25 protein-coding genes are annotated in these 24,034 nt (G+C 62.0%); 12 read left to right on the top strand and 13 right to left on the bottom strand.

Annotated elements, in window-relative coordinates; genetic code table 11:
- The first annotated feature begins 56 nt into the window (after positions 1 to 56).
- A complete protein-coding gene (locus tag BLW24_RS08180; protein WP_244161113.1) occupies positions 57 to 1,511 on the top strand; it encodes a DASH family cryptochrome in 1,455 nt (484 codons plus the stop codon).
- Positions 1,512 to 1,517: 6 nt separating this feature from the next.
- On the opposite strand, the gene BLW24_RS08175 is transcribed toward BLW24_RS08180, so the two are convergent.
- The 5 genes from BLW24_RS08175 to BLW24_RS08155 form a co-directional block, all read right to left on the bottom strand.
- Positions 1,518 to 3,380 carry a GGDEF domain-containing protein gene (locus tag BLW24_RS08175; protein ID WP_090379007.1) on the bottom strand — a complete coding sequence of 621 codons (1,863 nt, stop codon included), beginning with the start codon at positions 3,378 to 3,380 and terminating at the stop codon, positions 1,518 to 1,520.
- Between the two features lie 158 nt (positions 3,381 to 3,538).
- A complete protein-coding gene (locus tag BLW24_RS08170) occupies positions 3,539 to 4,402 on the bottom strand; it encodes an endonuclease/exonuclease/phosphatase family protein (RefSeq protein ID WP_090379004.1) in 864 nt (287 codons plus the stop codon).
- 23 nt (positions 4,403 to 4,425) lie between these two features.
- Positions 4,426 to 5,055 (bottom strand): thiol:disulfide interchange protein DsbA/DsbL, encoded by a 630-nt coding sequence (locus BLW24_RS08165; protein ID WP_090379001.1) that lies wholly within the window; start codon positions 5,053 to 5,055, stop codon positions 4,426 to 4,428.
- A gap of 153 nt (positions 5,056 to 5,208) precedes the next feature.
- A complete protein-coding gene (locus BLW24_RS08160) occupies positions 5,209 to 5,814 on the bottom strand; it encodes a c-type cytochrome (RefSeq protein WP_090378999.1) in 606 nt (201 codons plus the stop codon).
- Positions 5,815 to 5,860: 46 nt separating this feature from the next.
- A complete protein-coding gene (locus BLW24_RS08155) occupies positions 5,861 to 6,151 on the bottom strand; it encodes a c-type cytochrome (protein WP_090378996.1) in 291 nt (96 codons plus the stop codon).
- Positions 6,152 to 6,398: 247 nt separating this feature from the next.
- Between BLW24_RS08155 and yihA the strand changes: the two genes are divergently transcribed.
- Positions 6,399 to 7,052, top strand: a complete 654-nt coding sequence (yihA, locus tag BLW24_RS08150; protein WP_090378993.1) for a ribosome biogenesis GTP-binding protein YihA/YsxC — start codon at positions 6,399 to 6,401, stop codon at positions 7,050 to 7,052.
- A gap of 293 nt (positions 7,053 to 7,345) precedes the next feature.
- On the opposite strand, the gene polA is transcribed toward yihA, so the two are convergent.
- On the bottom strand, positions 7,346 to 10,198 hold the full coding sequence (polA, locus tag BLW24_RS08145) for a DNA polymerase I (protein WP_090378990.1): 2,853 nt from the start codon (positions 10,196 to 10,198) through the stop codon (positions 7,346 to 7,348).
- A gap of 207 nt (positions 10,199 to 10,405) precedes the next feature.
- On the opposite strand from polA, the gene BLW24_RS08140 reads away from it, so the two are divergent.
- Together BLW24_RS08140 and BLW24_RS08135 are read left to right on the top strand one after the other, a co-directional pair.
- Positions 10,406 to 10,690, top strand: a complete 285-nt coding sequence (locus BLW24_RS08140) for a DUF2782 domain-containing protein (protein WP_090254419.1) — start codon at positions 10,406 to 10,408, stop codon at positions 10,688 to 10,690.
- A 15-nt stretch (positions 10,691 to 10,705) separates the two neighbouring features.
- A complete protein-coding gene (locus tag BLW24_RS08135; protein ID WP_090378988.1) occupies positions 10,706 to 11,656 on the top strand; it encodes a homoserine kinase in 951 nt (316 codons plus the stop codon).
- Between the two features lie 76 nt (positions 11,657 to 11,732).
- Here BLW24_RS08135 and znuA read toward each other — a convergent pair whose 3' ends face one another.
- The gene (znuA, locus tag BLW24_RS08130; RefSeq protein ID WP_420875035.1) at positions 11,733 to 12,650 is read right to left on the bottom strand and encodes a zinc ABC transporter substrate-binding protein ZnuA; all 918 of its coding nucleotides are present in this window, start codon (positions 12,648 to 12,650) and stop codon (positions 11,733 to 11,735) included.
- An 87-nt stretch (positions 12,651 to 12,737) separates the two neighbouring features.
- Here znuA and BLW24_RS08125 point away from each other — a divergent pair, with 87 nt between their 5' ends.
- The 7 genes from BLW24_RS08125 (at position 12,738) to BLW24_RS08095 (ending at position 18,433) form a co-directional block, all read left to right on the top strand.
- Positions 12,738 to 13,223, top strand: coding sequence for a Fur family transcriptional regulator (locus BLW24_RS08125; protein ID WP_090378979.1), 486 nt, complete (start codon positions 12,738 to 12,740; stop codon positions 13,221 to 13,223).
- Positions 13,220 to 14,026, top strand: a complete 807-nt coding sequence (gene znuC / locus BLW24_RS08120) for a zinc ABC transporter ATP-binding protein ZnuC (RefSeq protein ID WP_090378976.1) — start codon at positions 13,220 to 13,222, stop codon at positions 14,024 to 14,026. The genes BLW24_RS08125 and znuC overlap by 4 nt, the downstream gene beginning before the upstream one ends.
- Positions 14,019 to 14,807, top strand: coding sequence for a zinc ABC transporter permease subunit ZnuB (gene znuB, locus BLW24_RS08115; RefSeq protein WP_090378972.1), 789 nt, complete (start codon positions 14,019 to 14,021; stop codon positions 14,805 to 14,807). The genes znuC and znuB overlap by 8 nt, the downstream gene beginning before the upstream one ends.
- A gap of 68 nt (positions 14,808 to 14,875) precedes the next feature.
- On the top strand, positions 14,876 to 15,727 hold the full coding sequence (locus tag BLW24_RS08110; protein ID WP_090378969.1) for a PA5502 family lipoprotein: 852 nt from the start codon (positions 14,876 to 14,878) through the stop codon (positions 15,725 to 15,727).
- 201 nt (positions 15,728 to 15,928) lie between these two features.
- On the top strand, positions 15,929 to 16,936 hold the full coding sequence (locus tag BLW24_RS08105; RefSeq protein ID WP_090378966.1) for a methionine ABC transporter ATP-binding protein: 1,008 nt from the start codon (positions 15,929 to 15,931) through the stop codon (positions 16,934 to 16,936).
- Positions 16,936 to 17,613: a methionine ABC transporter permease gene (locus BLW24_RS08100; protein ID WP_090378963.1), complete on the top strand. Its 678-nt coding sequence runs from the start codon at positions 16,936 to 16,938 to the stop codon at positions 17,611 to 17,613. The genes BLW24_RS08105 and BLW24_RS08100 overlap by 1 nt, the downstream gene beginning before the upstream one ends.
- A gap of 49 nt (positions 17,614 to 17,662) precedes the next feature.
- Positions 17,663 to 18,433, top strand: a complete 771-nt coding sequence (locus BLW24_RS08095) for a MetQ/NlpA family ABC transporter substrate-binding protein (protein WP_090378961.1) — start codon at positions 17,663 to 17,665, stop codon at positions 18,431 to 18,433.
- 198 nt (positions 18,434 to 18,631) lie between these two features.
- Here BLW24_RS08095 and BLW24_RS08090 read toward each other — a convergent pair whose 3' ends face one another.
- Complete coding sequence (locus tag BLW24_RS08090) at positions 18,632 to 19,501, bottom strand: LysR family transcriptional regulator (protein ID WP_090378958.1); 870 nt, start codon at positions 19,499 to 19,501, stop codon at positions 18,632 to 18,634.
- A gap of 110 nt (positions 19,502 to 19,611) precedes the next feature.
- On the opposite strand from BLW24_RS08090, the gene BLW24_RS08085 reads away from it, so the two are divergent.
- Positions 19,612 to 20,037: a VOC family protein gene (locus BLW24_RS08085; protein WP_090378956.1), complete on the top strand. Its 426-nt coding sequence runs from the start codon at positions 19,612 to 19,614 to the stop codon at positions 20,035 to 20,037.
- 4 nt (positions 20,038 to 20,041) lie between these two features.
- Here BLW24_RS08085 and BLW24_RS08080 read toward each other — a convergent pair whose 3' ends face one another.
- The 5 genes from BLW24_RS08080 to BLW24_RS08060 are packed head-to-tail and all read right to left on the bottom strand — an operon-like array spanning position 20,042 to position 23,965.
- A complete protein-coding gene (locus BLW24_RS08080) occupies positions 20,042 to 20,674 on the bottom strand; it encodes an SCO family protein (RefSeq protein WP_090378952.1) in 633 nt (210 codons plus the stop codon).
- 11 nt (positions 20,675 to 20,685) lie between these two features.
- Positions 20,686 to 21,585 (bottom strand): heme o synthase, encoded by a 900-nt coding sequence (cyoE, locus tag BLW24_RS08075; protein ID WP_090378948.1) that lies wholly within the window; start codon positions 21,583 to 21,585, stop codon positions 20,686 to 20,688.
- Positions 21,573 to 22,649 (bottom strand): COX15/CtaA family protein, encoded by a 1,077-nt coding sequence (locus BLW24_RS08070; protein WP_090387664.1) that lies wholly within the window; start codon positions 22,647 to 22,649, stop codon positions 21,573 to 21,575. Before BLW24_RS08070 ends, cyoE begins: the two co-directional genes overlap by 13 nt.
- Positions 22,650 to 22,674: 25 nt before the next feature.
- Positions 22,675 to 23,259: a hypothetical protein gene (locus BLW24_RS08065; RefSeq protein ID WP_090378945.1), complete on the bottom strand. Its 585-nt coding sequence runs from the start codon at positions 23,257 to 23,259 to the stop codon at positions 22,675 to 22,677.
- Positions 23,234 to 23,965, bottom strand: coding sequence for an SURF1 family protein (locus tag BLW24_RS08060; RefSeq protein WP_090378942.1), 732 nt, complete (start codon positions 23,963 to 23,965; stop codon positions 23,234 to 23,236). The genes BLW24_RS08065 and BLW24_RS08060 overlap by 26 nt, the downstream gene beginning before the upstream one ends.
- Positions 23,966 to 24,034: the final 69 nt, after the last annotated feature.

Genomic DNA, 24,034 nt, shown 5'->3' with positions numbered 1-24,034 from the left:
CCTAAGCAAGAGCGGATTGGCGCTGCTAGACTAATAGCTGTACAAATATGGAGATTTTGTACAGCTATCGTATCAACCAAGAGATCAACACCATGCGCGCATTGCTGTGGTTCAAACAGGATTTACGCCTTGATGACCACCCCGCCCTGCAGGCTGGCCTGACGGCAGAATGTCTGCTGCCGGTGTATGTACTGGACCCTGCACTGCTGCAGCTCAACGAATTCGGCATGCGCCGCATGGGCGTACACCGCGCGCGCTTTCTGCTGGAAAGCCTGTTGGCGCTGGAAGGCGAATTGCGCCAGCGCGGCTCACACCTGCTGGTGGTGATCGGTTCGGCGGAACAGGCCATTGCTCAGCTGGTTGCTCAGTTCAACCTGAACCAGGTGCTGACCCTGGAAGAAATCGCTCCCGACGAACGCGCGCAGGTGGCCCGTGTCGCTCGGCGCCTCGGTGACATTCCCCTGCAACAGGCGCCAGCCAACAACCTGCTGCGCGCGGATGAACTGCCGTTCAGCATCGAGCAACTGCCGCAGGTATTCAGCCGCTTTCGAAGCCTGGTGGAAGAGCGCCTGCAGGTGTTCCAGCCACGCCATGCCCCGGATCGTCTACCAGTGCTGCCGGATGGCGCGCTGGCGCTGCTGCAACCGTTGCCGACACTGTCACAACTGGGCCTGGGCGAACCGCTCAGTGTGCCGGCCAGTGCCTTCCCGTTCTCCGGTGGCGAACCCGCTGCGCTAGGCCGGCTGCGTGACTACCTTTGGAAAACCCAGGGCGTACGGCAGTACAAGGAAACCCGCAACGGCATGATCGGCAGCGAGTATTCATCGAAATTCTCGCCCTGGCTGGCCAACGGCAGCCTGTCTGCACGCCGCGTGGTGGCCGAGCTGCGCCGTCACGAGGCACAGTACAAACGCAACGACTCGACCCAGTGGCTGTGGGTGGAAATGCTCTGGCGTGATTTCTTCCGCTGGACCCTGCTTCGCCACGGCAGCGCACTGTTCAAAGCCGGCGGCCTGAAGGCCACCGAACGCGCGCCGCAGCAACTGGATCAACGCTTTCAGGATTGGTCACGCGGGCGCACTGGCATGCCACTGGTGGATGCCAATATGCGCGAACTGGCTGCCACCGGATTTATGTCCAACCGCGGCAGGCAGGTGGTTGCCAGCTACCTGATCAATGACCTGCAACAAGACTGGCGCCACGGTGCGGCCTGGTTCGAGGAACACCTGATCGATTACGACCCGGCCAGCAACTGGGGCAACTGGGCTTACCTGGCTGGCGTGGGCAACGATCCACGGCACAACCGGGTGTTCAATGCCCTACGCCAGGCCCGTGAATATGATCCCGAGGCGCAGTACGTCAGCCTCTGGCTACCCGAGCTGCGCGATGTGCCGCAGGCGCTGCGGCATACGCCCTTCCTGCTCGCCGGCGGACACCTGCGCAGCCTCGGCTACCCGCAGCTGGACAGCATTCCGGAAAGCTGGAAGCCCTACCTGCACGCAGTGGCCTGAGCCGAATTAACTCAGCTCAACCCGGTTGCGTCCGCCGCTCTTGGCCCGATACAGCGCTTGATCGGCCCGCTCGAACACCTGGTCGCTGCCTTCCTCACCGGTAAAAGCGGTCAAGCCCGCAGACAGGGTGATGGTCACGCGCTCACCACGAAAGTGGAACGGACACTGCTCGACGCCCTCGAGCAAGGTTTGCAGCAGCTGTTGCCCACCTTCCATGGGTGTCGAAGGTATCAGCAGAACAAACTCTTCGCCGCCGAAACGGGCAATGAAATCGGTTTTGCGCAGACGCTTGGCCAGCTCGCCGGCAATGATCTTCAACACCTTGTCGCCAGCCAGGTGGCCGTAACCATCATTGATCCGTTTGAAGTGATCAATATCCAGCACCGCCAGCAGCAACTCACCGCCATAGCGTTTCCAGCGCGCCATCTCCAGCTCCAGGCGCTCGCTCCAGCCGGCCCGATTAGGTAGGCCGGTAAGCGGATCGATCAGAGCTTTCTGCCGCTGCTCTTCGAGGTGATCGCGGAAGCTCTGCGCTTCCTGCTCCATATCCGCGACCTTCTGAGTCAGGCTTTGCAGGCGTTGCGCCACTTCGTCCTCATGACCGTCGCGATGCTTCTGATGCTCACTGACGGTGCTGAGCAAGCCATCCAGGCGCGCTTCCAGTGATTGCTTGAGGGTCGGCAGATCAACCGCATCCTGCACGCTGGCCTGCAAACCGCTGACCTGCTCACGCAGCTCCTGATTAAAGCTTCGCGCGCTTTCTACCGACTCGCTGTAGCCCTCATGGGCCTCACTGAGGGTGCTGAGAAACGATGCCAGGCGCTCATTGAGCTGCTTCAGGTAACTGGCAAACTCACGCTGACCACTGTCGGTCACGGCCAGCACCAGCACCGCCAGATCGTCCAGCACCGCCACCAGCTCGTACCAGTTCAAGCCGCCCTGCACGCGCTGGCGCAAGGCCTCGCCCTGCGGTTGATGGCGCTCCGGCAGCTCCAGTTCATCGAGCAGGCCCATCAGGCTGTCACCGATATGCGGGGCGACGGCGCTATAACCCGGCTCGGGAATTTCCGGCAGGGCATAGACCGGATCGCCAGAGCCCTGAGCGGGTGCAACTGTTGCTGGCGCTGCTGCGCTGGGCGGGATTGCCACCACCGGCTGTGCTTCTAACACGGGATTTGGCGTGGCAGGTGCGGCGGGCGCAGGCGCCTCGTTGTTCGGGTTTACCGCCACTTCAGCAGCCTGTACTGCGGCTTGAGGTTGCGCGATAACAGCCGGGGCTGACGTTGCGGGTGGCAGCATATCGGCTGACGCCGGCGCGCTGTCATCAGGGCTACCAGGCGCAGCCTCCTTGCTGCCAAACAGACGCTGGAGAAACCCCGGACGCGCCTGGCTGACCTCGCAATCAAGCGCGGCCAGGGCCTGCTGCTGCAGATTGCTTAATTCACTGAGCAGCGCGGGCAGTTCGCGCGGTTGACTGGCACGTTCCTCGATGCGTTTGGCAAATTGCTTGAGCGCTTTGCGCACCTCGCGCGGCGGCTCCAGGGCGAGCAGTTGATCGGTCAGACTCGTCACACCGGAAATGTTCTGCTCGACGCGATCCTGACGGTGTTTTTCAGAGTCAAGCACAGCCTTTTCCAGACGCGGAATCAGTGCCGAAAGCCCCTTATCGATATCATCGCGGCGCAGAATACCGCGCAGCTCCTGCATGCACTGGTCGACCGACTTGTCACTGCCTTCGGCAGCCAGCGAGCTACGCACCAAGCCGCGTCTTAGCAGATCGAGTCGGGCATCCCAGCTGCGTTCGAGCTTCTCTTGCTTTTCCAGGCTTTCCAGATACTTGCTTTTCCAGCGCTGGGCATCATCGGTCATGGTTGCAGTCCAAACGTAGAAGCTGTTTTACGATCTCGCGAGCTAGAGTCCTGCAAGGCAAAAACAGGCGAGGAAGCGGAGTTTACTGGTGTAAATGAGCATTCCGAGCCTGTTTTTAACGCAGCAGGGCCGACGCGCAGCAGATCATAAACAGGTTCTTAGGGTTCAATCAGCATAGGCGTTGCCGGCCCATACAGTGAAGTGGGCAGACGAATTTGCACCGCCACCGGCAAGTGATCGGAGATCGGCTGCGACAACACCTCACAGCGCTCCAGCGGTAGGCCAGGACTAAGCAGAATGTGATCAAGGCAGCGCTGCGGCCGCCAGCTGGGGAAGGTCGCTTCGATCTGCGGAGCAACCAGATCAAGATCGCGCAGCGGTGAGTGCTGCAGCAGGTCATTGGCATGGGTGTTCATGTCACCCATCAGCACTATGTGCCGATAGTCACCCAGCAGTTCGCGGATATAAGCCAACTGGCGCGTACGGGTACGCGCGCCAAGGGACAGGTGCATCATTACCACGGCGACTGCATCCGGCCCTTCGCCCAGGCGCAGCAACATCGCGCCACGGCCAGGCGGGCCGGGCAATGGATGATCTTCCAGCAGGCTGGGTCGCAAACGGCTGAGCACGCCATTGCTGTGCTGCGCCAGACGGCCGAAGTTGCGGTTGAGTTGCTGATACCAGTAAGGGAAAGCCCCGAGGTGCGCGAGGTGCTCGACCTGATTGACGTAGCCCGAACGCAGGCTGCCGCCATCGACCTCCTGCAACGCGACCAGGTCGAAATCACCGAGCAGATCGCCAATCCGTTGCAGATTGCCGCTGCGCCCGGCATGCGGTAGCAGATGCTGCCAGCTGCGTGTCAGGTAGTGGTGATAACGCTGGGTACTGATGCCGACCTGGATATTGAAACTGAGCAATCGCAGGCTGCCATTCTGCGGCCATTCGTCCGCTGCCGCGCAACGTGGATTGACCTGTGGATCGCACAGGTCAATCGCCCGTCTGGCCGGCCAGCGCCTGAGCATTACGCGTTATCCGCGCACGCCAGTTACTGCGCGGCGCGTTCTTTGGCGATCAGGTGATCCGCCACTTGCAGGGTTTGCTGCGGACCGCCCGAACTGCTGATGTCGAAACGGTATTTGCCGTTGACGATCATCACCGGCACGCCAGATATCTGGTAAGCCATAGCGAGTTTCTTGGCCTTTTCCAGCTGGCTCTTCACGCCGAAGGAATTGTAGGTCTTGAGGAAGGCGTCCTTGTCGATGCCTTCGGCGGCCAGGAAGTCTGCCATTTCTTCCGGAGTGGCGAGTTTCTTGCCCTGCACGTGGATGGCGTCGAACACTGCGGCATGCACCTTGTGCTCGGCTTTCATCGCTTCAAGGGTGATAAACAGCTGGCCGTGGACGTTCCACATGCCGCCAAACATGGCCGGGATGCGCACAAAATTGACATCATCCGGCAGGGTGTCGATCCACGGATTGATAGTTTCTTCAAACTTGTAGCAATGGCCACAGCCGTACCAGAACAGCTCGACCACTTCGATCTTGCCTGGCTTGGCAACCGCAACCGGGTTATTCAGCTCGACGTAGTGTTTGCCGGCCTCGATTGGCTCGGCGTGGGCGCTCAGGCCAAACAGGCTGGCGGTGACGAGAGTGGCACTGAGAATCAGATTACGCATGCGTTACTCCTTGGCTATAAACGGTGCGTGATGACGAACCGAAGTTCGACCCGCGAAGCAAACTGGGGTTCCGTGCATTGTAGCGGTGCCCATAACGAAAAAGGGTGGCCTAAGCCACCCTATTTCATTACGACATGTCGCGGTGTCAGCGGATCAATGCAGACCCTGAATAAAGCTGGATACCGCTTCGATGTCCTTGTTGCTCAGCTTGGCTGCGATCGAACGCATGATCATGCTGTCGCCGTCATTGGTGCGGTTGCCTTCGCGGAAGTCAGTCAGCTGCTTGGCGATATAGGTTGCGTGCTGGCCACCCAGTTGCGGGTAACCGGCGGCATCCAGGCCAGCGCCATTCGGCGAATGGCAACCGGTGCAGGCAGGCATGCCTTCAGCCAGTTTGCCGCCGCGGAACAGCTCGCCGCCACGCTCGACCAGTTTCGGGTCGGCTGCGCCAACGCTCATCTGCTGGCTGGCGAAATAGGCGGAGATATCTTCCAGATCCTGGTCGCTGAGGTTATCCAGCAAACCGGTCATTTCCACCACAGGGCGGGCGCCGGACTTGATGTCCTTCAGCTGTTTGAGCAAGTAACGCTCGCCTTGACCAGCCAGTTTCGGGAAGTTCGGTGCAGCGCTATTACCATCGGCAGCATGGCACGCACCACACACAACAACCTTACCCTGACCGGCTTCAGCATTGCCTGCGGCATGTGCCAGGCCGGTGATGCCCAGGGTCAACAGCAGACTCACGAGTACTTTGTTCATCAGCTAATCCAATTTACGGCTAAGAGAAAGAGTTTATAAGCCGGGCTTACTCGGTCATCAACTTGATGACGGCTTGGTAATCCTCGGCCGAGCAGTCCATGCACAAGCCACGTGGCGGCATGGCACCTAAACCATTGGTGACGCTCTGTACCAGTGCATCGGTGCCTTTGGCCAGGCGCGGTTCCCAGGCAGCCTTGTCGCCTTTCAGCGGCGCGGTGGGGATCGCCCCGTTGTGGCACACCCCACAAGAGCGCGCGTAAACGGCTTCTGGGTCCTGTGCAGCCTGAGCACTCAGCGACAGCATCAATACACCGGCTGCAATCAGCAAGTTTTTCATCAGATCAACCTCATCAGGGAGGGGAACGTACTGCTTTCTAGGGGCAGATGATCTAAATCGTTCCCGTGAACACTTATCCAACAGCGGGAGAAAGCGCACACAAAATCTGCGCCATTATATACTGGCGCCATTGAAACGGAAACGACGCAGCTTGCCGCGCTATGCGGCAACAGGCAGGCTGCGCGCAAATGTCGCAAGGGCATCGCGCCTGTAACGCCACCCCACGCTCGCCCTCACGGATACCCAGATGCAAGCCAAGAACCCCATTATCGGCCTGTGCCAACAGGCCACTTTCCTTATCAGCGCGGCCAAAGTTGACCAGTGCCCCGAGGATTTCGGCCATGAAGTGGCCTTTGCCGGGCGCTCCAACGCCGGTAAATCCAGCGCCCTGAATACCCTGACCCACGCCAGCCTGGCGCGCACCTCGAAGACGCCGGGACGCACCCAGCTGCTCAACTTCTTCAAGCTCGACGAAGAGCGCCGCCTGGTCGACCTTCCGGGTTATGGCTACGCCAAGGTGCCGATCCCGTTGAAACTGCACTGGCAGAAGCACCTCGAAGCCTACCTGGGCAGCCGCGAATGCCTGCGTGGGCTGATGCTGATGATGGACATCCGCAAGCCGCTGACCGAGTTCGATATCCTCATGCTGGATTGGTCGGTTGCCAGCGAAATGCCCATGCATATCCTGTTGACCAAGGCCGATAAGCTGGCTTTTGGCACAGCGAAGAACACCTTGCTCAAGGTGCGTCAGGATATTCACAAGGGCTGGGGGGATCGCGTCAGCATCCAGCTGTTCTCTGCGCCCAAGCGCATTGGCATCGAAGAGGCTCAGGAAGTGCTGGCGCAATGGATGCAACTGGGCGAGTTTGCCCTGCCAGATGACGAAGAAGTCGACGCCTGATTAAAGCGCTCGCTGGCTGGCAGCCATAAAAAAACCCCGAAACTTCTTATGGGGGAGGGAAGTTTCGGGGTTCAACATCTGAACCGCTAGGGCGGGGTCCAGAATCTGCCAACACTTAACACAACAAAGGAGCATCGAATGGTTGTCTAGGCCATTCGTAAGCTCTGAGTAGGTAGGCAGACGCAAAGTTCAGACGCTAGCTGTAATTAATTAGTTATAAGCAAGCCCGTATTGATACTCATACGCCTTTAGTGCCCGTCACTCGGGCGCTGCAGCGATGCTGCGGTCCGACATCAATGGGCCTCATCCCAGTTATCGCCCACACCGACCTCAACCAGCAGCGGTACATCCAGCGCGGCGGCATTGCCCATCAGCGGCCTGATCTGCTCACTGACCTGCTCGACCAGATCCTCACGCACTTCCAGCACCAGTTCGTCGTGCACCTGCAGGATGACCTTGGCATCCAGGCCGGATTCACTCAGCCAGTTGTTCACGGTGACCATCGCACGCTTGATGATGTCCGCAGCCGTACCCTGCATCGGCGCGTTGATCGCGGTGCGCTCGGCGCCTTTGCGCAGCGCCTGGTTCTTCGCATGGATATCCGGCAAGTACAGACGACGGCCGAACAGGGTTTCGACAAAGCCCTGCTCAGACGCCTGCTCGCGGGTGCGCTCCATATAGGCCAGTACGCCGGGATAGCGGGCGAAATACACATCGATATAGGCCTGCGCCTGCTTGCGGTCGCAGCCGATCTGCTTGGCCAGGCCGAAGGCGCTCATGCCGTAGATCAGGCCAAAGTTGATCGCCTTGGCGCTGCGGCGCTGATCACTGGTGACCGCCTCCAAAGGCACGCCGAACACCTCGGCAGCAGTGGCCTTGTGCACATCGCGGCCATGGCGGAAAGCGTCCAACAGGCTCTCGTCCTTGGCCAGGTGAGCCATGATGCGCAGCTCGATCTGCGAATAGTCCGCCGCCAGCAGCTTGTAACCCGTGGGTGCGACGAAGGCCTGGCGAATCCGCCGTCCCTCGGCGGTGCGGATCGGGATGTTCTGCAGGTTCGGGTCGGTGGACGACAAGCGCCCGGTCGCCGCCACCGCCTGGTGATAGCTGGTGTGGATACGCCCGGTGCGCGGGTTGATCTGCTCCGGTAAACGGTCGGTGTAGGTGCTTTTCAGCTTGCTCAGGGAGCGGTACTGCATCAACACCTTGGGCAGTTCGAAATCCTGCTCAGCCAGTTCGGCCAGCACCGCTTCGGCGGTGGATGCCTGGCCCTTGGCGGTCTTGCTAAGCACCGGCAAACCCAGTTTCTCGTAGAGAATCACACCCAGTTGCTTGGGCGAGGCCAGGTTGAACTCCTCACCGGCAATCTCGAACGCCTGGCGCTCCAGTGCCACCAGCTTCTCACCCAGTTCGTTGCTTTGCAGCCCCAACAAGTTGGCGTCGACCAGCGCGCCCTGACGCTCGATGCGCGCCAGCACCGGCACCAGCGGCATTTCGATTTCCTGCAGCACCTTGGCCAGGCTCGGCTCAGCCGACAGTTTGCTCCACAGGTGCTGGTGCAGACGCAGGGTCACATCGGCATCTTCGGCGGCATAGGGTGCAGCCTGGGCCAGGTCGATCTGGTCGAAGGTCAGCTGCTTGGCGCCTTTGCCGGCGATGTCCTCGAAGCGGATGTTGCTGTGATCCAGGTACTTGAGCGCCAGGCTGTCCATATCATGACGGGTGGCGGTGGAATCCAGCACGTAGGATTCGAGCATGGTGTCGAAGGCCACACCCTGTACCGCAATCGGTGTCGAGGCATTGGCGAGAATATTGATGTCGTACTTGGCGTGCTGACCGACCTTGGCCTTGCTTGGGTCTTCGAGGATCGGCCTTAGCGCCTTGAGCACCGCATCGCGATCGAGCTGACTCGGTACGCCCATATAAGAATGCGCGACCGGGATATACGCCGCTTCGCCAGCCTTGACCGCAAAGGACAGGCCGACCAGTTGAGCCTGCTGGGCGTCCAGACCGGTGGTTTCGGTGTCGAAGGCGATCAGCTCGGCATTGCGCAATTTCTCCAGCCAGACGTCGAACTGCGCCTGCTCGAGGATGCACTGGTAATCGAACGCAGCCGCTGCGGGCAACTCGGCAACCTCAGCCTCGACACTCGGAGCATCAGCGGCCGAATTGGCCGGCGTAACGACAGGAGCGGCACTGGCGCTGGGCGCCAGAGCAAACAGGTCATCGGCAGGCGCTACGGCTGGGGCTTTGATCGCCGGGGCCGGGTTGCTGCGCAGCAACTCATCGCGCCAGGTTTTGAATTCCAGCTCGGCGTACAGCTCCATCAGGGCCGGCACATCCATCTCGCCCGGGTGCAGCGAGTCGATGGCGATATTCAGCGGCACATCCAGCTTGATGGTCGCCAGCGCGTAGGACAGGTAGGCCATGTCCTTGTGCTCGGCGAGTTTGGCCGGCAGGGTCTTGGCACCGCGGATCGGCAGCTCCGGCACCTTATCGAGGTTGGCGTAGAGCACATCGAGGCCACCACCAACACCTACCAGCAAGCCCAGCGCGGTCTTTTCACCCACGCCCGGCACGCCGGGAATGTTGTCGACCTTGTCGCCCATCAGCGCCAGGTAATCGATGATCAGCTCAGGACCGACACCGAATTTCGCTTTCACGCCATCGATGTCATAGACGCTACCGGTCATGGTGTTGACCAGCGTAACGTGCGGGCAAACCAGCTGGGCCATGTCCTTGTCGCCGGTAGAGATCACCACATCGCGGCCCTCGGCGGCGCACTGGCGGGCCAGGGTGCCGATCACATCATCGGCCTCGACGCCCTCGACGCACAGCAGCGGGTAGCCCATGGCCCTGACGCTGGCGTGCAGCGGCTCGACCTGGACGCGCAGCTCATCGGGCATCGACGGGCGGTTGGCCTTGTACTCGGCGAACATTTCATCGCGAAAGGTCCCGCCCTTGGCATCAAACACCACGGCAAACGGGCTTTTCGGGTACTGCTTGCGCAGGCTCTTGAGCATGTTCAGCACGCCCTTCACCGCGCCGGTGGGCAAGCCCTTGGAGGTGGTCAGCGGCGGCAGGGCGTGAAAGGCACGGTAAAGGTAAGACGAACCGTCAACCAGAACGAGAGGGGCTTGGCTCATGAGCAGGATCAACCTTTTCGGCGGGGCGGCGGTAACAGGCCGTTTAAAAACGTAAGCGAGGCCGGCAATACCAGGCGAGGACGCGCAGTTTACGTGTTGTAAATGAGCATTCCGAGCCTGTTTTTAACGCAGGATTGCCAACGCAGGTAGTTTTTCAACAGCCTGTTAGAATGGCCGCACCATTGCAATCAAAGGGACAAGGTTATCATGCGCGCACTCAATCGCCTGTTGCTCGCCAGCCTGCTGGCATTCACCACCCTGGTCGCTCACGCCGAAGATCCGGTTTCGGCCGACCCGGATGTAACCATTCGCCAGGACGGCGACCGCACCATCCATGAATACCGGGTCAACGGTTTTCTCTACGCGGTCAAGGTCATCCCTAAAGGCGGCAAGCCGTACTTTCTGGTACGCGCCGATGGCAGCGATGGCAACTTCGTCCGTTCGGACAGCCCGGATATGTTGATTCCGGCCTGGGAAATTTTCAGCTGGTAAGAAGGCGGTTCTGCAATGTCGGTGTTTACCCCGCTTGAGCGCCACGAGCTCGAGGAGTTTCTCGCCCCCTATGGCCTGGGTCGCTTGCGCGACTTCCAGGGGATTGCTGCGGGCAGCGAGAACAGCAATTTCTTCGTCAGCCTGGAGCAGGGCGAATTCGTTCTGACCCTGATCGAGCGCGGCCCAAGCGCCGACCTGCCGTTCTTTATCGAACTGCTCGACGTGCTGCACGAAGCCGGCCTGCCGGTGCCTTACGCACTGCGCACTGACAGCGGTGAGGCGCTGCGCAGCCTGGCGGAGAAGCCGGCGCTGCTGCAGCCACGCCTGGCCGGCCAGCATGTGCACGAGGCCAACCCGCATCACTGCCAGGAAGTCGGCGCACTGCTGGCGCGCATCCACCTAGCCACCCGTGCACAGGTGCTACCGCGCAAGAGTGACCGGGGCCTGGACTGGATGCTGGCCGAAGGACCGAGCCTGGCCTTACAGCTGCCCGCTGAACAACTGCCGCTGCTGCGTGATGCGCTGGCGGAAATCCACGCGCTCAAGCCACGCATCCTCGCCTTGCCGCTGGCCAATCTGCATGCCGACCTGTTCCGCGACAACGTGCTGTTCGACGGCAACCATCTGGCCGGAGTGATCGACTTCTACAACGCCTGTTCGGGGCCGATGCTCTATGACCTGGCGATCGCCTTGAACGACTGGTGCTCACGGGATGACGGCAGCCTGGACAGCAAACGCGCGCAGGCGCTGCTCGGTGCTTACGCAGGTTTACGGCCCTTTACTGCGGCAGAAGCTGAATTGTGGCCGGCCATGCTGCGCATCGCCTGTGTGCGCTTCTGGCTGTCGCGCCTGATCGCCGCCGAATCCTTCGCCGGCCAGGAAGTGCTGATCCACGACCCGGCGGAATTCCAGCGGCGCCTGGCCCAGCGTCAACAGGTTGAGCTGGCGCTGCCATTCGCCTTCTAAGAAGTGCTAATACGTAGCGAAGCCTAACAACTCCAGAAATTCATTGGCGTTGGGCTTCGCTGCTGCGCAGCTCAACCTACAACGCCTCAAGACACCCGGCCAATTCGCCCGCCATATTCTCCAGCAGGGCTTCGTAGCCGTTTGCATCTACTGGCAAAGCGCCGCCCATGGCGTCCAGCTCGGTCAGGGTGACCGGCAGCCCGGCAGTCAGGGTTTGCGCCAGGCGCGGGCGAAACGGCGGCTCGCTGAAGACGCAACTCGGCCCAGCCTGCTGCAAGCGTTCACGCATGGCGGCCACGTGCTGGGCGCCGGGTTGCACCTCGCCAAGCACACTGAATACCCCGGCGTGCTTAAGGCCATAGGCGGCCTCGAAGTAGTCGTAGGCTTCGTGGAAAACGAAGTAGGGCTTGCCAGCCAGGCCGTTCAGGCGACTTTTCAGACGCTGATCCAGAGCATCCAGACGCGCGCCGAATGCCTTGGCATTGGCCTGATAACGCGCGGCATTGGCCGGATCGACTTGCGCCAGGTCGGTGGCGATTTTGCCGGCAATCACCCGGGCATTGGCCGGCAGCAGCCAGAGGTGCGCATCCAGGCTGCCGGGACGGTGGGCATGGTCATGCTGGTCGGCAGCATGCGCATGATCTGCGTGGTCATCCTGATGCTCAGCGCCATCACCAAAATGACGCAAGGACATACCCGGAACATCCTGCACTGCCACACTAGGCTTATCGCGACCGGCCAGCACACGCGGCAGAAAGCTCTCCAGATCCGCGCCAACCCAATACAGCAGGTCAGCATCGCGCACCCGGCGTACATCGGAGGGACGCAGGGCGTAATGGTGCGGCGATGCGCCCGGCGGCAGCAGCACCTCCGGCTGGCCGACGCCGTCCTGCACGGCAGCGGCAATCAGCTGCAGCGGCTTGATGCTGGTCAGCACGCGCACATCGGCGCGGACCGCAAAACTCAGGGAAAAGGTGATCAACAGCAGGCACACAGCCGGAAAAAGACGCAACACGGGGAACACTCAAACAGGAAGGAACGGGTAATATAATAACGTCTCTCACCTTATTCGTCGTTGCCCATGACCCAAGCCCCGCTGGCCTCACGCCCACACGACCACTCCCACTGCGTCAGCCATGCCCTGGCCGAGGCCGAAGCCATCTGCGCGCGCCAGGGCCTGCGCCTGACCGCCCTGCGCAAACGCGTGCTGGAACTGGTCTGGGCCAGCCACAAGCCGCTGGGGGCCTATGACATCCTCGGAGTGCTGAGCGACGAAGACGGCCGCCGTGCCGCACCGCCCACGGTGTACCGCGCCCTGGATTTCCTCCTGGAAAACGGCCTGGTGCACCGCATCGCCTCGCTGAACGCATTTGTCGGCTGCAGCCACCCGGAACACGCCCACCAGGGCCAGTTCCTGATCTGCCGAAGCTGCAATGCGGCCATTGAGCTGGAGCAGGCGACGATCAGCGACGCCATTATCAGTAGTGCGGCAGGGGTCGGTTTTGCCGTGGAAAGCCAGACGGTGGAAGTGGTCGGCCTCTGCGCAGGCTGCCAGGAGCCGACATGAGCGACGCCCTGATCCGCCTCGCCGGGGTGGGCGTGACCTTCGCCGGACAGAACGTGCTGCAGGATGTGCAGCTCAGTGTAAAGCCGGGGGAAATCGTCACCCTGATCGGCCCCAATGGCGCCGGCAAAACCACCCTGGTGCGCGCCGTGCTCGGCCTGCTTAAACCCGACAGCGGCAGCGTCTGGCGCAAACCCAAACTGCGCGTCGGCTATATGCCGCAAAAGCTACACGTGGATGCCACCCTGCCGCTCTCGGTGCTGCGCTTTCTGCGCCTGGTGCCGGGCGTCAGCCGCGCGGATGTGCAGGATGCATTGGCCGAAGTGGGCGCCGAACAGGTGATCGATAGCCCCCTGCAAAGCATCTCCGGCGGCGAGCTGCAGCGCGTGCTGTTGGCCCGGGCCCTGTTGCGCAAGCCGGAACTGCTGGTGCTGGATGAACCGGTGCAGGGCGTCGACGTCGCCGGCCAGGCCGAGCTGTACCGCCTGATCACCCTGCTGCGCGACCGCCACGGCTGCGGCGTGCTGATGGTCTCCCACGACCTGCACCTGGTGATGAGCACCACTGATCAAGTGGTCTGCCTCAACCGCCACGTCTGCTGTTCGGGTCACCCCGAGCGGGTCAGTTTCGACCCGGCCTTTGTCGAGCTGTTCGGCGAAGACGCCAAGAGCCTGGCCGTCTATACCCACCACCATGACCATGAGCACGACCTGCACGGTGCAGTAGTTACTGAAACGCCTGCGGGCCTGAGCATCAAAGGCCCGGTAAAACCGCATATTCACGGAGATGGCTGCAAGCATGGCTGATTTTCTGCTCAACGCCCTGCTCGCCGGCCTCGCCCTGGCGCTGGTTGCCGGCCCCCTGGGTTCCTTTGTGGTGTGGCGGCGCATGGCCTATTTCGGCGACACCCTGTCACATGCCGCGCTACTCGGCGTGGCACTGGGCCTGATGCTCGACGTCAGCCCGACCCTGGCGGTAACTGTCGGCTGCGTGCTGCTGGCGGTGCTGCTGGTCACCCTGCAAAGCCGCCAGCCGCTGGCCTCCGACACCCTGCTCGGCATCCTCGCCCACAGCACCCTGTCGCTGGGCCTGGTGGTGCTGAGCTTTATGCAGGATGTGCGCATCGACCTGATGGGTTATCTGTTCGGCGATTTGCTAGCCGTCGGCCCGACCGACCTGGCCTGGATCATCGGCGGCAGCGCCCTGGTGCTGGTGCTGCTGGCCCTACTGTGGCGGCCGTTGCTGGCGATTACCGTGCACGAGGAACTGGCCAAGGTCGAAGGCCTGCCCGTGGCGGCGATTCGCCTGAGCCTGATGCTGCTGATCGCCGTGGTGATCGCCGTGGCGATGAAGATTGTCGGCGTGCTGTTGATCACCTCGCTGCTGATCATCCCCGCCGCTGCCGCCCAGCGCCATGCGCGCACGCCTGAGCAAATGGCCTTCGGCGCCAGCCTGCTGGGCATCGTCGCGGTGTGCGGTGGGCTGAGTCTGTCGTGGTTTCAGGACACACCGGCCGGCCCCTCCATCGTGGTCAGCGCTGCGGCGTTGTTTCTACTGAGCTTTGCCTTGCCACGGCGCACCGCCTGAAAGATTGGTGATGCCTCCGGGCACAGTGTAAACTTGCGCGTTTTTTGCACAATTCGAGACGCGCAGTCATGAAATCGTTCGTTTTCCGTGGATTTGCCCTGAGCCTGGTTCTGCTGCTGGCCGGCTGCCAGAGCGCGCCGCAACCGGCCAACCTGCCGGTGGATGACCTGGTCAGCGCCTTTCGCCAGCTCGACCAGAGCCTGGCCAGCGGCGACCTGAGCAGCGCCGAAAGCCAGCTTGGCAGCCTGCAGCAACGCGCTACCGGCGATACCCGCCTGGAGCAATACCAGCGCCAGCTCGCCGAAGCCCATCTGCAACAGGGCCAGAAAGCCCTGCAGGCCGGTGATCTGGATAACGCTACCAAAGCCCTGAGCCGCGCGCGCAGCCTGATGCCGCAAGCACCGGCGCTGACCACTGGCCTGGATGGCGCCATCGCCCAGGCCCGCGAAGCCGAACTGGCCGCCGCCGAACGGCGCCGTCGTACCGCTGAGCAAGCGGCCGCCCAGGCCGAAGCCACCCGTCTGGAGCAAGCACGCCAGCTGCGCCTGGCGGCCGAGCGTCAGGCCGCCGCGATTCAGGCCACTCAACTGCCGAATACCCCGCCAGTCGAAGAGTCCGTACCAGCCAAACCGCAGGCCCGGCTGATCGACCCGACCGCCGCCAGCAGCGTGATCGGCATGCCGATCCTCGAAAATCAAGACAACGAGCGCCTGCGCAGCCTGCTCGATGGGGTGGCGGCGGATATGGTCGCGTTCAATTGCGTGGTGCGCATCGAAGTGCGCCAGGCCAAGAATGTCCCCTGGGTCGCCTCCCTGCTCAATGCACGGATCAAGCGCCTGGACCCGAGTTTCAGCCCGCGCATGAGTCAGGTGATCAAGCCCGCTCAGGTGCCGCAGCTGGTACTTAGCCCGCAGCGTTAACCACGGTGCACTGCGATCACGACCGGGCTTGCCCGGTCGTTTGCATTGGCGCTGGCTACACTGCCCAGAGCAGTCAGCCAGCTAATGCAATTTAGCTATAACCATAGGTCTACAAAGATTTTTGCGCCCTAAACAGCGCCGGGTAGACTAGCCGCCGTTTCGGCCTACCCGGCAGCCCGAAAAACCCAAAAGGTTTATTCCGTGATCAATTTTCACCAGGTCCACAAGGCGTATCGCGTCAGTGGTCAGGACATCCCCGCGTTGCAACCGAGCGATCTGCAGATTGCCCGGGGCGAAGTGTTCGGCATCATCGGCCATTCCGGCGCCGGCAAAAGCACCCTGTTGCGCCTGATCAACCGTCTGGAGCAGCCCTCCGGCGGGCGTATCGAGATCGACGGCGAAGACGTCACCGCGCTCGATGCCACAGGCCTGCGGCGCTTTCGTCAGCAGGTCGGGATGATTTTCCAGCACTTCAATCTGCTTTCATCGAAGACCGTCGCCGACAACGTCGCCCTGCCACTGAAGCTGGCCGGTGAGTTGCCGCGTGGCGCGATCAATGCCCGCGTGACGGAGTTGCTGGCCCGCGTCGGCCTGCAGGATCACGCCAACAAGTACCCAGCGCAGCTTTCCGGCGGACAGAAACAGCGCGTCGGCATTGCCCGCGCCCTGGCCACCGAGCCAAAGATTCTGCTGTGCGACGAAGCCACCAGCGCCCTCGACCCGCAGACCACCGCCTCGGTATTGCAGCTGCTGGCCGAGATCAACCGCGAGCTGAACCTGACCATCGTGCTGATCACCCACGAGATGGATGTGATCCGCCGCGTGTGTGACCGCGTGGCCGTCATGGATGCCGGCGTGATCGTCGAGTCGGGCCCGGTGGCCGAGGTGTTTCTGCACCCACAGCACGCCACCACCAAGCGCTTCGTGCAGGAAGCCGAGCAGATCGACGAGAACGAGCAACGCGATGATTTCGCCCATGTGCAGGGCCGCATTCTGCGCCTGACCTTCCAGGGCGAAGCCACCTATGCACCGCTGCTGGGCACCGTAGCGCGCGAAACCGGGGTGGATTACAGCATCCTCGCCGGACGCATCGACCGCATCAAAGACACCCCCTACGGCCAGCTGACCCTGGCCCTGACCGGCGGCGATCTCGACGCCGCGCTGGCGCGCTTTGAAGCCGCCGACGTGCATCTGGAGGTGCTGCGCTAATGGACGCCCTACTGACTCGTCTACTCCCCAACGTCGATTGGGCGGAAATCGGCTACGCCAGCCTGGACACCCTGAGCATGCTCGGCGGCTCCATGCTGTTTACCGTGCTGCTCGGCCTGCCGCTGGGCGTACTGCTATTCCTTACCAGCCCACGGCAGATGTTCGAACAGAAGGCCTTCTACGGCTTCCTGTCGCTGCTGGTAAATATCCTGCGCTCGGTGCCATTCGTGATCCTGCTGATCGTGATGATCCCCTTCACGGTGATCGTCACCGGAACCTCGCTGGGCGTCGCCGGGGCCATCCCGCCGCTGGTGGTCGGGGCCACGCCGTTCTTCGCCCGCCTGGTTGAAACCGCGCTGCGTGAAGTCGACCGCGGCATTATCGAAGCGACCCAGGCCATGGGCGCCACAACCCGGCAGATTGTGCTCAACGCCCTGCTGCCCGAGGCGCTACCCGGCATCATCGCCGCGATCACCGTGACCGCCATTACCCTGGTGTCCTATACCGCCATGAGCGGCCTGATTGGCGGCGGCGGTCTGGGCGACCTGGCGGTACGTTATGGCTATCAGCGTTATCAACCGGACGTGATGGCGGTGACGGTGATCCTCCTGCTGGTGTTGGTACAGATCCTACAAACCGTCGGCGACAAGCTGGTGGTGCATTTTTCTCGCAAATAAACCGCCGGCGACTACTCGTCGCCAACCCCGATCCCACAAGGAGTTAGTCATGAAAAAACTGATCGCCGCAGTCGCTGCCCTGGCCGCGTTCTCCGTACAGGCCGAGAGCCTGAGCGTCGCCGCCACTGCCGTACCGCACGCGGAAATCCTCGAGTTCGTTAAGCCGACCCTGGCCAAAGAAGGCGTTGAACTGAACATCAAGGTCTTCACCGACTACGTGCAACCCAACGTGCAGGTTGCCGAGCAGCGTCTGGACGCCAACTTCTTCCAGCACCAGCCGTACCTCGATGAGTTCAACAAGAGCCGTGGCACCGAGTTGGTCAGCGTAGCCGGCGTGCACGTCGAGCCCTTCGGCGCCTACTCCAGCAAGCACAAAAGCCTGAATGAGCTGCCACAAGGCGCCAACGTGGTGATCCCGAACGACGCCACCAATGGCGGTCGCGCTCTGTTGCTGCTGCAAAAGGCCGGGGTGATTACCCTGAAGCCGGAAGCAGGTATCCTCGCCACACCGAAAGACATCGTCGAGAACCCGAAAGCCATCAAGGTGCGTGAGCTGGAAGCGGCCACTCTACCGCGCGTGCTGACTCAGGTTGACCTGGCGCTGATCAATACCAACTACGCCCTGGAAGCCAAGCTCAACCCAACCAAGGATGCTCTGGCCATCGAAGGCAGCGACTCACCGTACGTCAACATCCTGGTGGCGCGTGCCGACAACAAGGACAACGCCGCCCTGCAGAAGCTGGCCAAGGCGCTGAACAGCGCCGAGGTGAAGGCCTTTATCGCAGAGAAGTATCAGGGCGCTGTGGTTCCAGCGTTCTAAGAACCTGCCTCGGATCTGCTGCGCGTCGGCCAAACTGCGTTGAAAACGGCTTCGGAATGCTCATTTACAGCTCGTAAACTGCGCTTCCTCAACCGTTTTCGCCTTGTTTGGCTCTAGCTCGCGAGCTCCGAAACAGATTCTATGCACCAACGTTAGCTACATCCTCTGCCAAACCCCGCCTCGTGCGGGGTTTGTCGTTTAGGGCCGGGCAGCAGCTTCGCGCAGGCACTCCAGCAGGCAGTCCAGAGCTGGCTGACGCTGAGCGCGGCGCAATACCGCTACCAGTTCGCGGTGGAAGGTCAGCTCGCCCAGCTCGATCACCCGCAACTGGGTTGGCCGCTGCAGCCACAGGCCGGCACGCGGAATCAGCGACACGCCAAGGCCGCACTCGACCATCCGTACGATGGCCTCCAGTTCATCCAGCTCCAGCGCTTCCTGCACCACGAGGCGCTGCTCGCGGAGGAACTGGTTGACCCGCCGCCCGCCAAACGAGCGCCGGTCGTAACGCACGAACGGCTGTTCGGCGAGGATCTGCAACGGGTCATCCACCGTCACGCCGAGCGGGGTGATCAGCACAAACGGCTCGCGCGCCAGACTGATCTGCAGCAGCTCCTTGGGCAGCTCAAACGGCGGCTTGATCAGCAGCGCCAGGTCCAGCTCGCCGGCATCGATCTGATTCAGCAGATTCAGCGACACGCCCGGCACCAGTTTCAGCTCAACCCGTGGCGCGGCCGCACGAAATCGCGGCAAGGCCTCCGGCAGCAATCCGGTCTGTAGCGTGGCAATCGCACCGACCTTGAGCTCACCCTGCCACTCGGCCGCGCTGGTCGGCAGGGCCATCTGCGCATACAACCCAAGCATCTGCTCCGCCAGCGGCAAAGCATCCCGACCGGCCGCATTGAGCACCGCCGCACGCCCACTGCGCTCGAACAAGCGAACGCCCAGCCCCTGCTCCAGTACGCGCATCTGTGCGCTGACCGCCGACTGAGTCAAGCCAACCTGCTGCCCAGCCGCTGCAAAGGTGCCATGCCGCGCCACCGCCACAAAGGTTTTCAATTCGCGCAGCATCGGCGCCTCGATTGATCAATTTTATTGGTGTTTGCGAGCAAGGATATTCGCTTTTCATCAGTAACGCTGCTGCTGAGAATCCGCAGACCGTAACCTGAAGGATCTCAATCATGGCGCTCGCACCCTTTCACCTAGCAATTCCCGTCTACGACCTGGCTGCCGCCCGGCATTTCTATGGCGAGGTGTTCGGCTGTGCCGAAGGCCGCAGCAGCGACCACTGGGTGGATTTCGATTTCTTCGGCCACCAGCTGGTGATCCACCAGGCACCGAAAATGGCGCATCAGGAAGCCGCGCACAGCAACCCGGTGGACGGCCACGACGTGCCGGTGCCGCATTTCGGTGTGGTATTGGGCTGGGAAGATTGGCAAACGCTGGCGGCACGGCTACAGGCCAAGGGCACGCAGTTTGTGATCGAACCCTATGTGCGCTTCGCCGGCCAGGTTGGCGAGCAGGCCACGCTGTTCCTGCTCGACCCGTGCGGCAACGCCCTGGAGTTCAAGGCGTTCAAGGACATCAGCCAGCTATTTGCCAAATAGCTGCTTAGGGCCGGTCGAGCAGGCCGGGCAGCTGCGCGGCCAGCTTGGTGTTGTTGATCGGCGCGCGGATAAAACCGCGCTGCTTGCCGTCGGGGCCGATCAGCACCAGGTTACCGCTGTGGTCGACGGTGTAGTTTTCCTTGCTGGTATCGGCCGGAATAAACGGAATGCTGACGCCGTTAGCCAGTTTCTGGATGGTCGCTTCCTCACCGGTCAGGCCAATAAAACCGGCATCGAAATAGTCCAGGTACTTCTTCAACTGCTCCGGGGTGTCGCGGTGCGGATCTACCGTGACCAGAACGATGCGCAACTTGGCCAGCGTTTCCGGCGGTAGTTGGCCCTGCAGCTGGCGCAGCTGGGCGAGGGTGGCCGGGCAAATGTCCGGGCAGAAGGTGTAGCCGAAGAACAGCAGGCTCCACTGATCCTTGAGCTGATCCACCGCCACGCTCTGCCCGTCCTGATTGGTCAGGCTCAGCTCCGGCAGGTTGCGGCTCTGTGGCAGCAACACGATGCCGGCATCCAGCAACACGGTGGGATCACCCTGGCCCTTGCTGGTCAGCACCTTGTTGACGGTCAGGCCCAGCACCAGGGCGACGATGGCAACGAGAACAAAAACGGTGATCTGGGTTCGGGTCATGGCACCAACGATTACAGGTTTAACAGCAGATAGTGGTCGACCAGCAGGGCGATAAACAGCGCGAAAAGATACCAGATGCTGTATTTGAAGGTGTTGATCGCCGCATGCGGTTTGCTGTCACGGTACAGCACCACTGCCCAATGCAGGAAGCGCCCGCCCAGCAGCACGGCGCAAGCCAGATAGAGCAGCCCGCTCATATGGATGGCGTAAGGCAGCAGGGTCACGGCAAACATCACCAGGGTGTAGAGCAGGATATGCACCTTGGTGTAGTGCTCACCGTGGGTCACCGGCAGCATGGGGATATCGGCCTTGGCGTATTCCTCCTTGCGGTGGATGGCCAGGGCCCAGAAGTGCGGCGGTGTCCAGGCGAAGATGATCAGCACCAGCAGCAGCGATTCGGCGCTGATATGCCCGGTTACAGCGACCCAGCCCAGCAGCGGTGGCGCTGCGCCAGCCAGCCCGCCGATGACGATATTTTGCGGCGTGGCACGTTTGAGAAAGCCGGTGTAGAGCACCGCGTAGCCGAGCAGTGAGGCCAGGGTCAGCCAGGCGGCCAGCTCGTTGGTAAAGGTCAGCAACAACGCCATACCGGCCACCGCCAACAGCAAGGCGAAGCCCAGTGCCGCAGTCGGTGACAAACGCCCGGCCGTCACCGGCCGTTTGTGGGTACGCGCCATGATCGAGTCGATACGCCGATCGACCACATGGTTGACCGCCGCCGCGGCGCCGGCGCACAAACCGATACCCAGGTTGCCGAAGATCAGCACCTGCCAGGCGACCCCGGCACGGGTGGCGAGAAACATGCCGACCAGGGAGGTGATCAGCATCAGCACTACCACCCGCGGTTTGGTCAGCTCCAGATAATCGCGCCATGTGGCGTGGGCTTGCTGTTCGCGCACTAGAGTAGCCATAAGGTCTCTCCTCGATTGTTCTGGTTATTTGCCGGGTAACGCGGCGAAGCCGACGGACGCGTCTGTCGCAGGGGATGCCAGCCGTGCGGGCTGCGCAACCGGTAATTGGTCAGCACCAGAGTCAGCAGCAGCGCCGCGCCGCCGAGGTTATGCGCCACCGCCACCAGCAGCGGCAGGTGAAACACCACGTTGCTGATGCCCAGACTGATCTGCACGGCCAGCGCCAGCACCAGCAGCCCGGCCAAGCGCACCAGGCCATGGCGCTTGAGTTGCCAGGCCAACAGCAGCAGCACCAGGGTGATCAGCAGCGCGCCGATACGGTGAGTCATATGGATGGCGGTACGGGCATCGCTGTCGAGTTGGCCACCGAGGTAGTTGGGACCGATATGCTGGGTCAGGTGAAAACCGTTGGCGAAGTCCATCGCCGGCCACCATTCGCCATGACAGGTCGGCAGATCGACGCAGGCGACCGCCGCATAGTTGCTGCTGACCCAGCCGCCGAGGGCGATCTGCCCGATCACCAGCAGCAGGCCGAGCGCCGCCAGGCTGCGCAGCCGCGCCGGTAGATTGGCCAAGGCGGCCACCTTGCCGGATAGGCGCAGGGTTAGAAGAAACAACAGACTGAGGGTGGCAAAGCCGCCCAGCAGATGCGCCGTAACGACTTGCGGCCAGAGTTTGAGGGTCACCGTCCACATGCCAAAGGCGGCCTGCAACGTCACCAGCCCGAGCAACAGCAGGGGCAGTTTGAGGGGCTGATCCGCCTCGCCACGGCGGCGCAAAGCCTGTACAGCCAGGCCGAGAATCACCAAACCCAGAGCACCGGCAAAATAGCGGTGAATCATCTCGTACCAGCCTTTAGCCACTTCCACTGGCGCTTCGGGGAAGCGTGCCTCGGCCAGGGTCTGTTTATGCTCGCTCATCGGCACGCCGATAAAGCCGTAGCAACCTGGCCAGTCCGGGCAACCGAGGCCGGCGTGGGTCAAGCGGGTATAGGCACCGAGCAGCACCACCACGACCGCCAACAGCGTGGCGAACAGGGCAAAACGGTAACCGGGCTTGCTCATCATCAGTCCTTAGCCGTGGGCAGCATTAACCAATTTGCGAGATTTTCAGCAGATGCCGCAGATCGTTGAGAATCGCCTTGCCCTTGCTAGTGGCGTCATAACGCAGCACCAGATTGCCGTGAGGATCAATGATCCACAGCTGCGCGCCGGAGGCAGAGCCGGCCATCTTGCCGTAGGCCTCCAGTTGCAGCTGATAGCGCGCCAGCTGCGGGTATTCACGGCGCAGCTGGGCGTCATAGTCGCCAGCGAGAGGTTTGGCAGTGGCCAGGCCATGCGCGGCACGGCCGACATCCCGGTTGAGGCCGATATGCACCTGGCGGGCGAGAAACACCAGCTCCTTGCAAGCCGCATCGCAGACATCCGGCACGGTCACCAGCAGTTGCCAGCGCTGCTCATCGACACCGAGCACACCGAGGTCGGCGCGGGTCTGCCCGGTGCCGATCAGTTCGCCGTGGTAGCTGCGGGTTTCCGGCACCCAGAAGCGCCACTGATACATGGCGCTGGCGAGGATCATCGGGCCTATGACCACGGCAAGAATCAGGATCAGTTGCAGCCGTCCACGGCGCCGCTGGCTGGGCGACACTTCAGGCAGAGCGATGGCTGGGTTCATGGCGAGTCTCCCGCGCGTTAGATAGACCTAAATAGATAAACAGGCAGAGCAAGGCCGCCGCCAGGGCGAACCATTGCACGGCGTAACCCAGGTGCTTGTCAGGGCTCATAGCAATAACCGGCCAATCGATTTGAAATGACGCGGGGCCTGGCTCGATCCGGACTTCATAGTTCAGGCCCCCGCGCCCCAATTGCTGCCACAAGGCGTCCGGCTTGACCTCGCTGACCACCTGCGGCCAGCCTGCGGTCGGTTGCGCACCCTGCAGCTGAAACGTTTCACCCAGCGGTACATACACCGTGGCCTGCAGACGCAGCGGGGTATCCGGGGTAGCGAAGGTTGGGCTGATGCGCCGGTCCGGCCAAGGCAGCCAGCCGCGATTGAGCAGCAGCCAGAGACCGCTGGTTTGGTCATAGAAGGGTTGCAGCACTTCAACGCCGACCTTGCCGTCGCGGGTGCGGTTGTCCAGCAGCAAGGTATGCCGTGCATCGAAGAAGCCCTGCAGCTGCACGCGCTGGTACGCCGGATTGGGCTGGCGCTCCAGTTCATCGATGCTGATCGGTGCGGCCAGTTGCTGGGCCTGGTGTGCGGCCAGCAGTTGGCGCTTTTCTTCGGCCCGCGCCAGCTGCCAGAAACCCAGGGCGATCAGACAGGGAAATAGCAGCAACACCAGTACGCAGGGCAGCCAGCCAGGACGGAAGGCGCTCATAGCAACCTCCCTGGAGCCCTGAACAAGCTGGCTATACTGCAGCTGAAGCGCATTTCCCTTCCCCCGAAG

The organism is Pseudomonas anguilliseptica, from assembly GCF_900105355.1.
GTDB lineage: Bacteria > Pseudomonadota > Gammaproteobacteria > Pseudomonadales > Pseudomonadaceae > Aquipseudomonas > Aquipseudomonas anguilliseptica.
The sequence above is the reverse complement of the archived record's forward strand: the minus strand, read 5'-3'. Positions and strand labels throughout refer to the sequence as shown.

Coding starts and splice junctions, on each gene's coding strand:
- BLW24_RS08175 (WP_090379007.1), bottom strand. CDS start 3,380: ATGACCGATGATGCCCAGCGCTGGAAAAGCAAGTATCTGGAAAGCCTG.
- BLW24_RS08170 (WP_090379004.1), bottom strand. CDS start 4,402: ATGCTCAGGCGCTGGCCGGCCAGACGGGCGATTGACCTGTGCGATCCA.
- BLW24_RS08165 (WP_090379001.1), bottom strand. CDS start 5,055: ATGCGTAATCTGATTCTCAGTGCCACTCTCGTCACCGCCAGCCTGTTT.
- BLW24_RS08160 (WP_090378999.1), bottom strand. CDS start 5,814: ATGAACAAAGTACTCGTGAGTCTGCTGTTGACCCTGGGCATCACCGGC.
- BLW24_RS08155 (WP_090378996.1), bottom strand. CDS start 6,151: ATGAAAAACTTGCTGATTGCAGCCGGTGTATTGATGCTGTCGCTGAGT.
- yihA (WP_090378993.1), top strand. CDS start 6,399: ATGCAAGCCAAGAACCCCATTATCGGCCTGTGCCAACAGGCCACTTTC.
- polA (WP_090378990.1), bottom strand. CDS start 10,198: ATGAGCCAAGCCCCTCTCGTTCTGGTTGACGGTTCGTCTTACCTTTAC.
- BLW24_RS08140 (WP_090254419.1), top strand. CDS start 10,406: ATGCGCGCACTCAATCGCCTGTTGCTCGCCAGCCTGCTGGCATTCACC.
- BLW24_RS08135 (WP_090378988.1), top strand. CDS start 10,706: ATGTCGGTGTTTACCCCGCTTGAGCGCCACGAGCTCGAGGAGTTTCTC.
- BLW24_RS08125 (WP_090378979.1), top strand. CDS start 12,738: ATGACCCAAGCCCCGCTGGCCTCACGCCCACACGACCACTCCCACTGC.
- znuC (WP_090378976.1), top strand. CDS start 13,220: ATGAGCGACGCCCTGATCCGCCTCGCCGGGGTGGGCGTGACCTTCGCC.
- znuB (WP_090378972.1), top strand. CDS start 14,019: ATGGCTGATTTTCTGCTCAACGCCCTGCTCGCCGGCCTCGCCCTGGCG.
- BLW24_RS08110 (WP_090378969.1), top strand. CDS start 14,876: ATGAAATCGTTCGTTTTCCGTGGATTTGCCCTGAGCCTGGTTCTGCTG.
- BLW24_RS08100 (WP_090378963.1), top strand. CDS start 16,936: ATGGACGCCCTACTGACTCGTCTACTCCCCAACGTCGATTGGGCGGAA.
- BLW24_RS08095 (WP_090378961.1), top strand. CDS start 17,663: ATGAAAAAACTGATCGCCGCAGTCGCTGCCCTGGCCGCGTTCTCCGTA.
- BLW24_RS08090 (WP_090378958.1), bottom strand. CDS start 19,501: ATGCTGCGCGAATTGAAAACCTTTGTGGCGGTGGCGCGGCATGGCACC.
- BLW24_RS08085 (WP_090378956.1), top strand. CDS start 19,612: ATGGCGCTCGCACCCTTTCACCTAGCAATTCCCGTCTACGACCTGGCT.
- BLW24_RS08080 (WP_090378952.1), bottom strand. CDS start 20,674: ATGACCCGAACCCAGATCACCGTTTTTGTTCTCGTTGCCATCGTCGCC.
- cyoE (WP_090378948.1), bottom strand. CDS start 21,585: ATGGCTACTCTAGTGCGCGAACAGCAAGCCCACGCCACATGGCGCGAT.
- BLW24_RS08070 (WP_090387664.1), bottom strand. CDS start 22,649: ATGAGCAAGCCCGGTTACCGTTTTGCCCTGTTCGCCACGCTGTTGGCG.
- BLW24_RS08065 (WP_090378945.1), bottom strand. CDS start 23,259: ATGAACCCAGCCATCGCTCTGCCTGAAGTGTCGCCCAGCCAGCGGCGC.
- BLW24_RS08060 (WP_090378942.1), bottom strand. CDS start 23,965: ATGAGCGCCTTCCGTCCTGGCTGGCTGCCCTGCGTACTGGTGTTGCTG.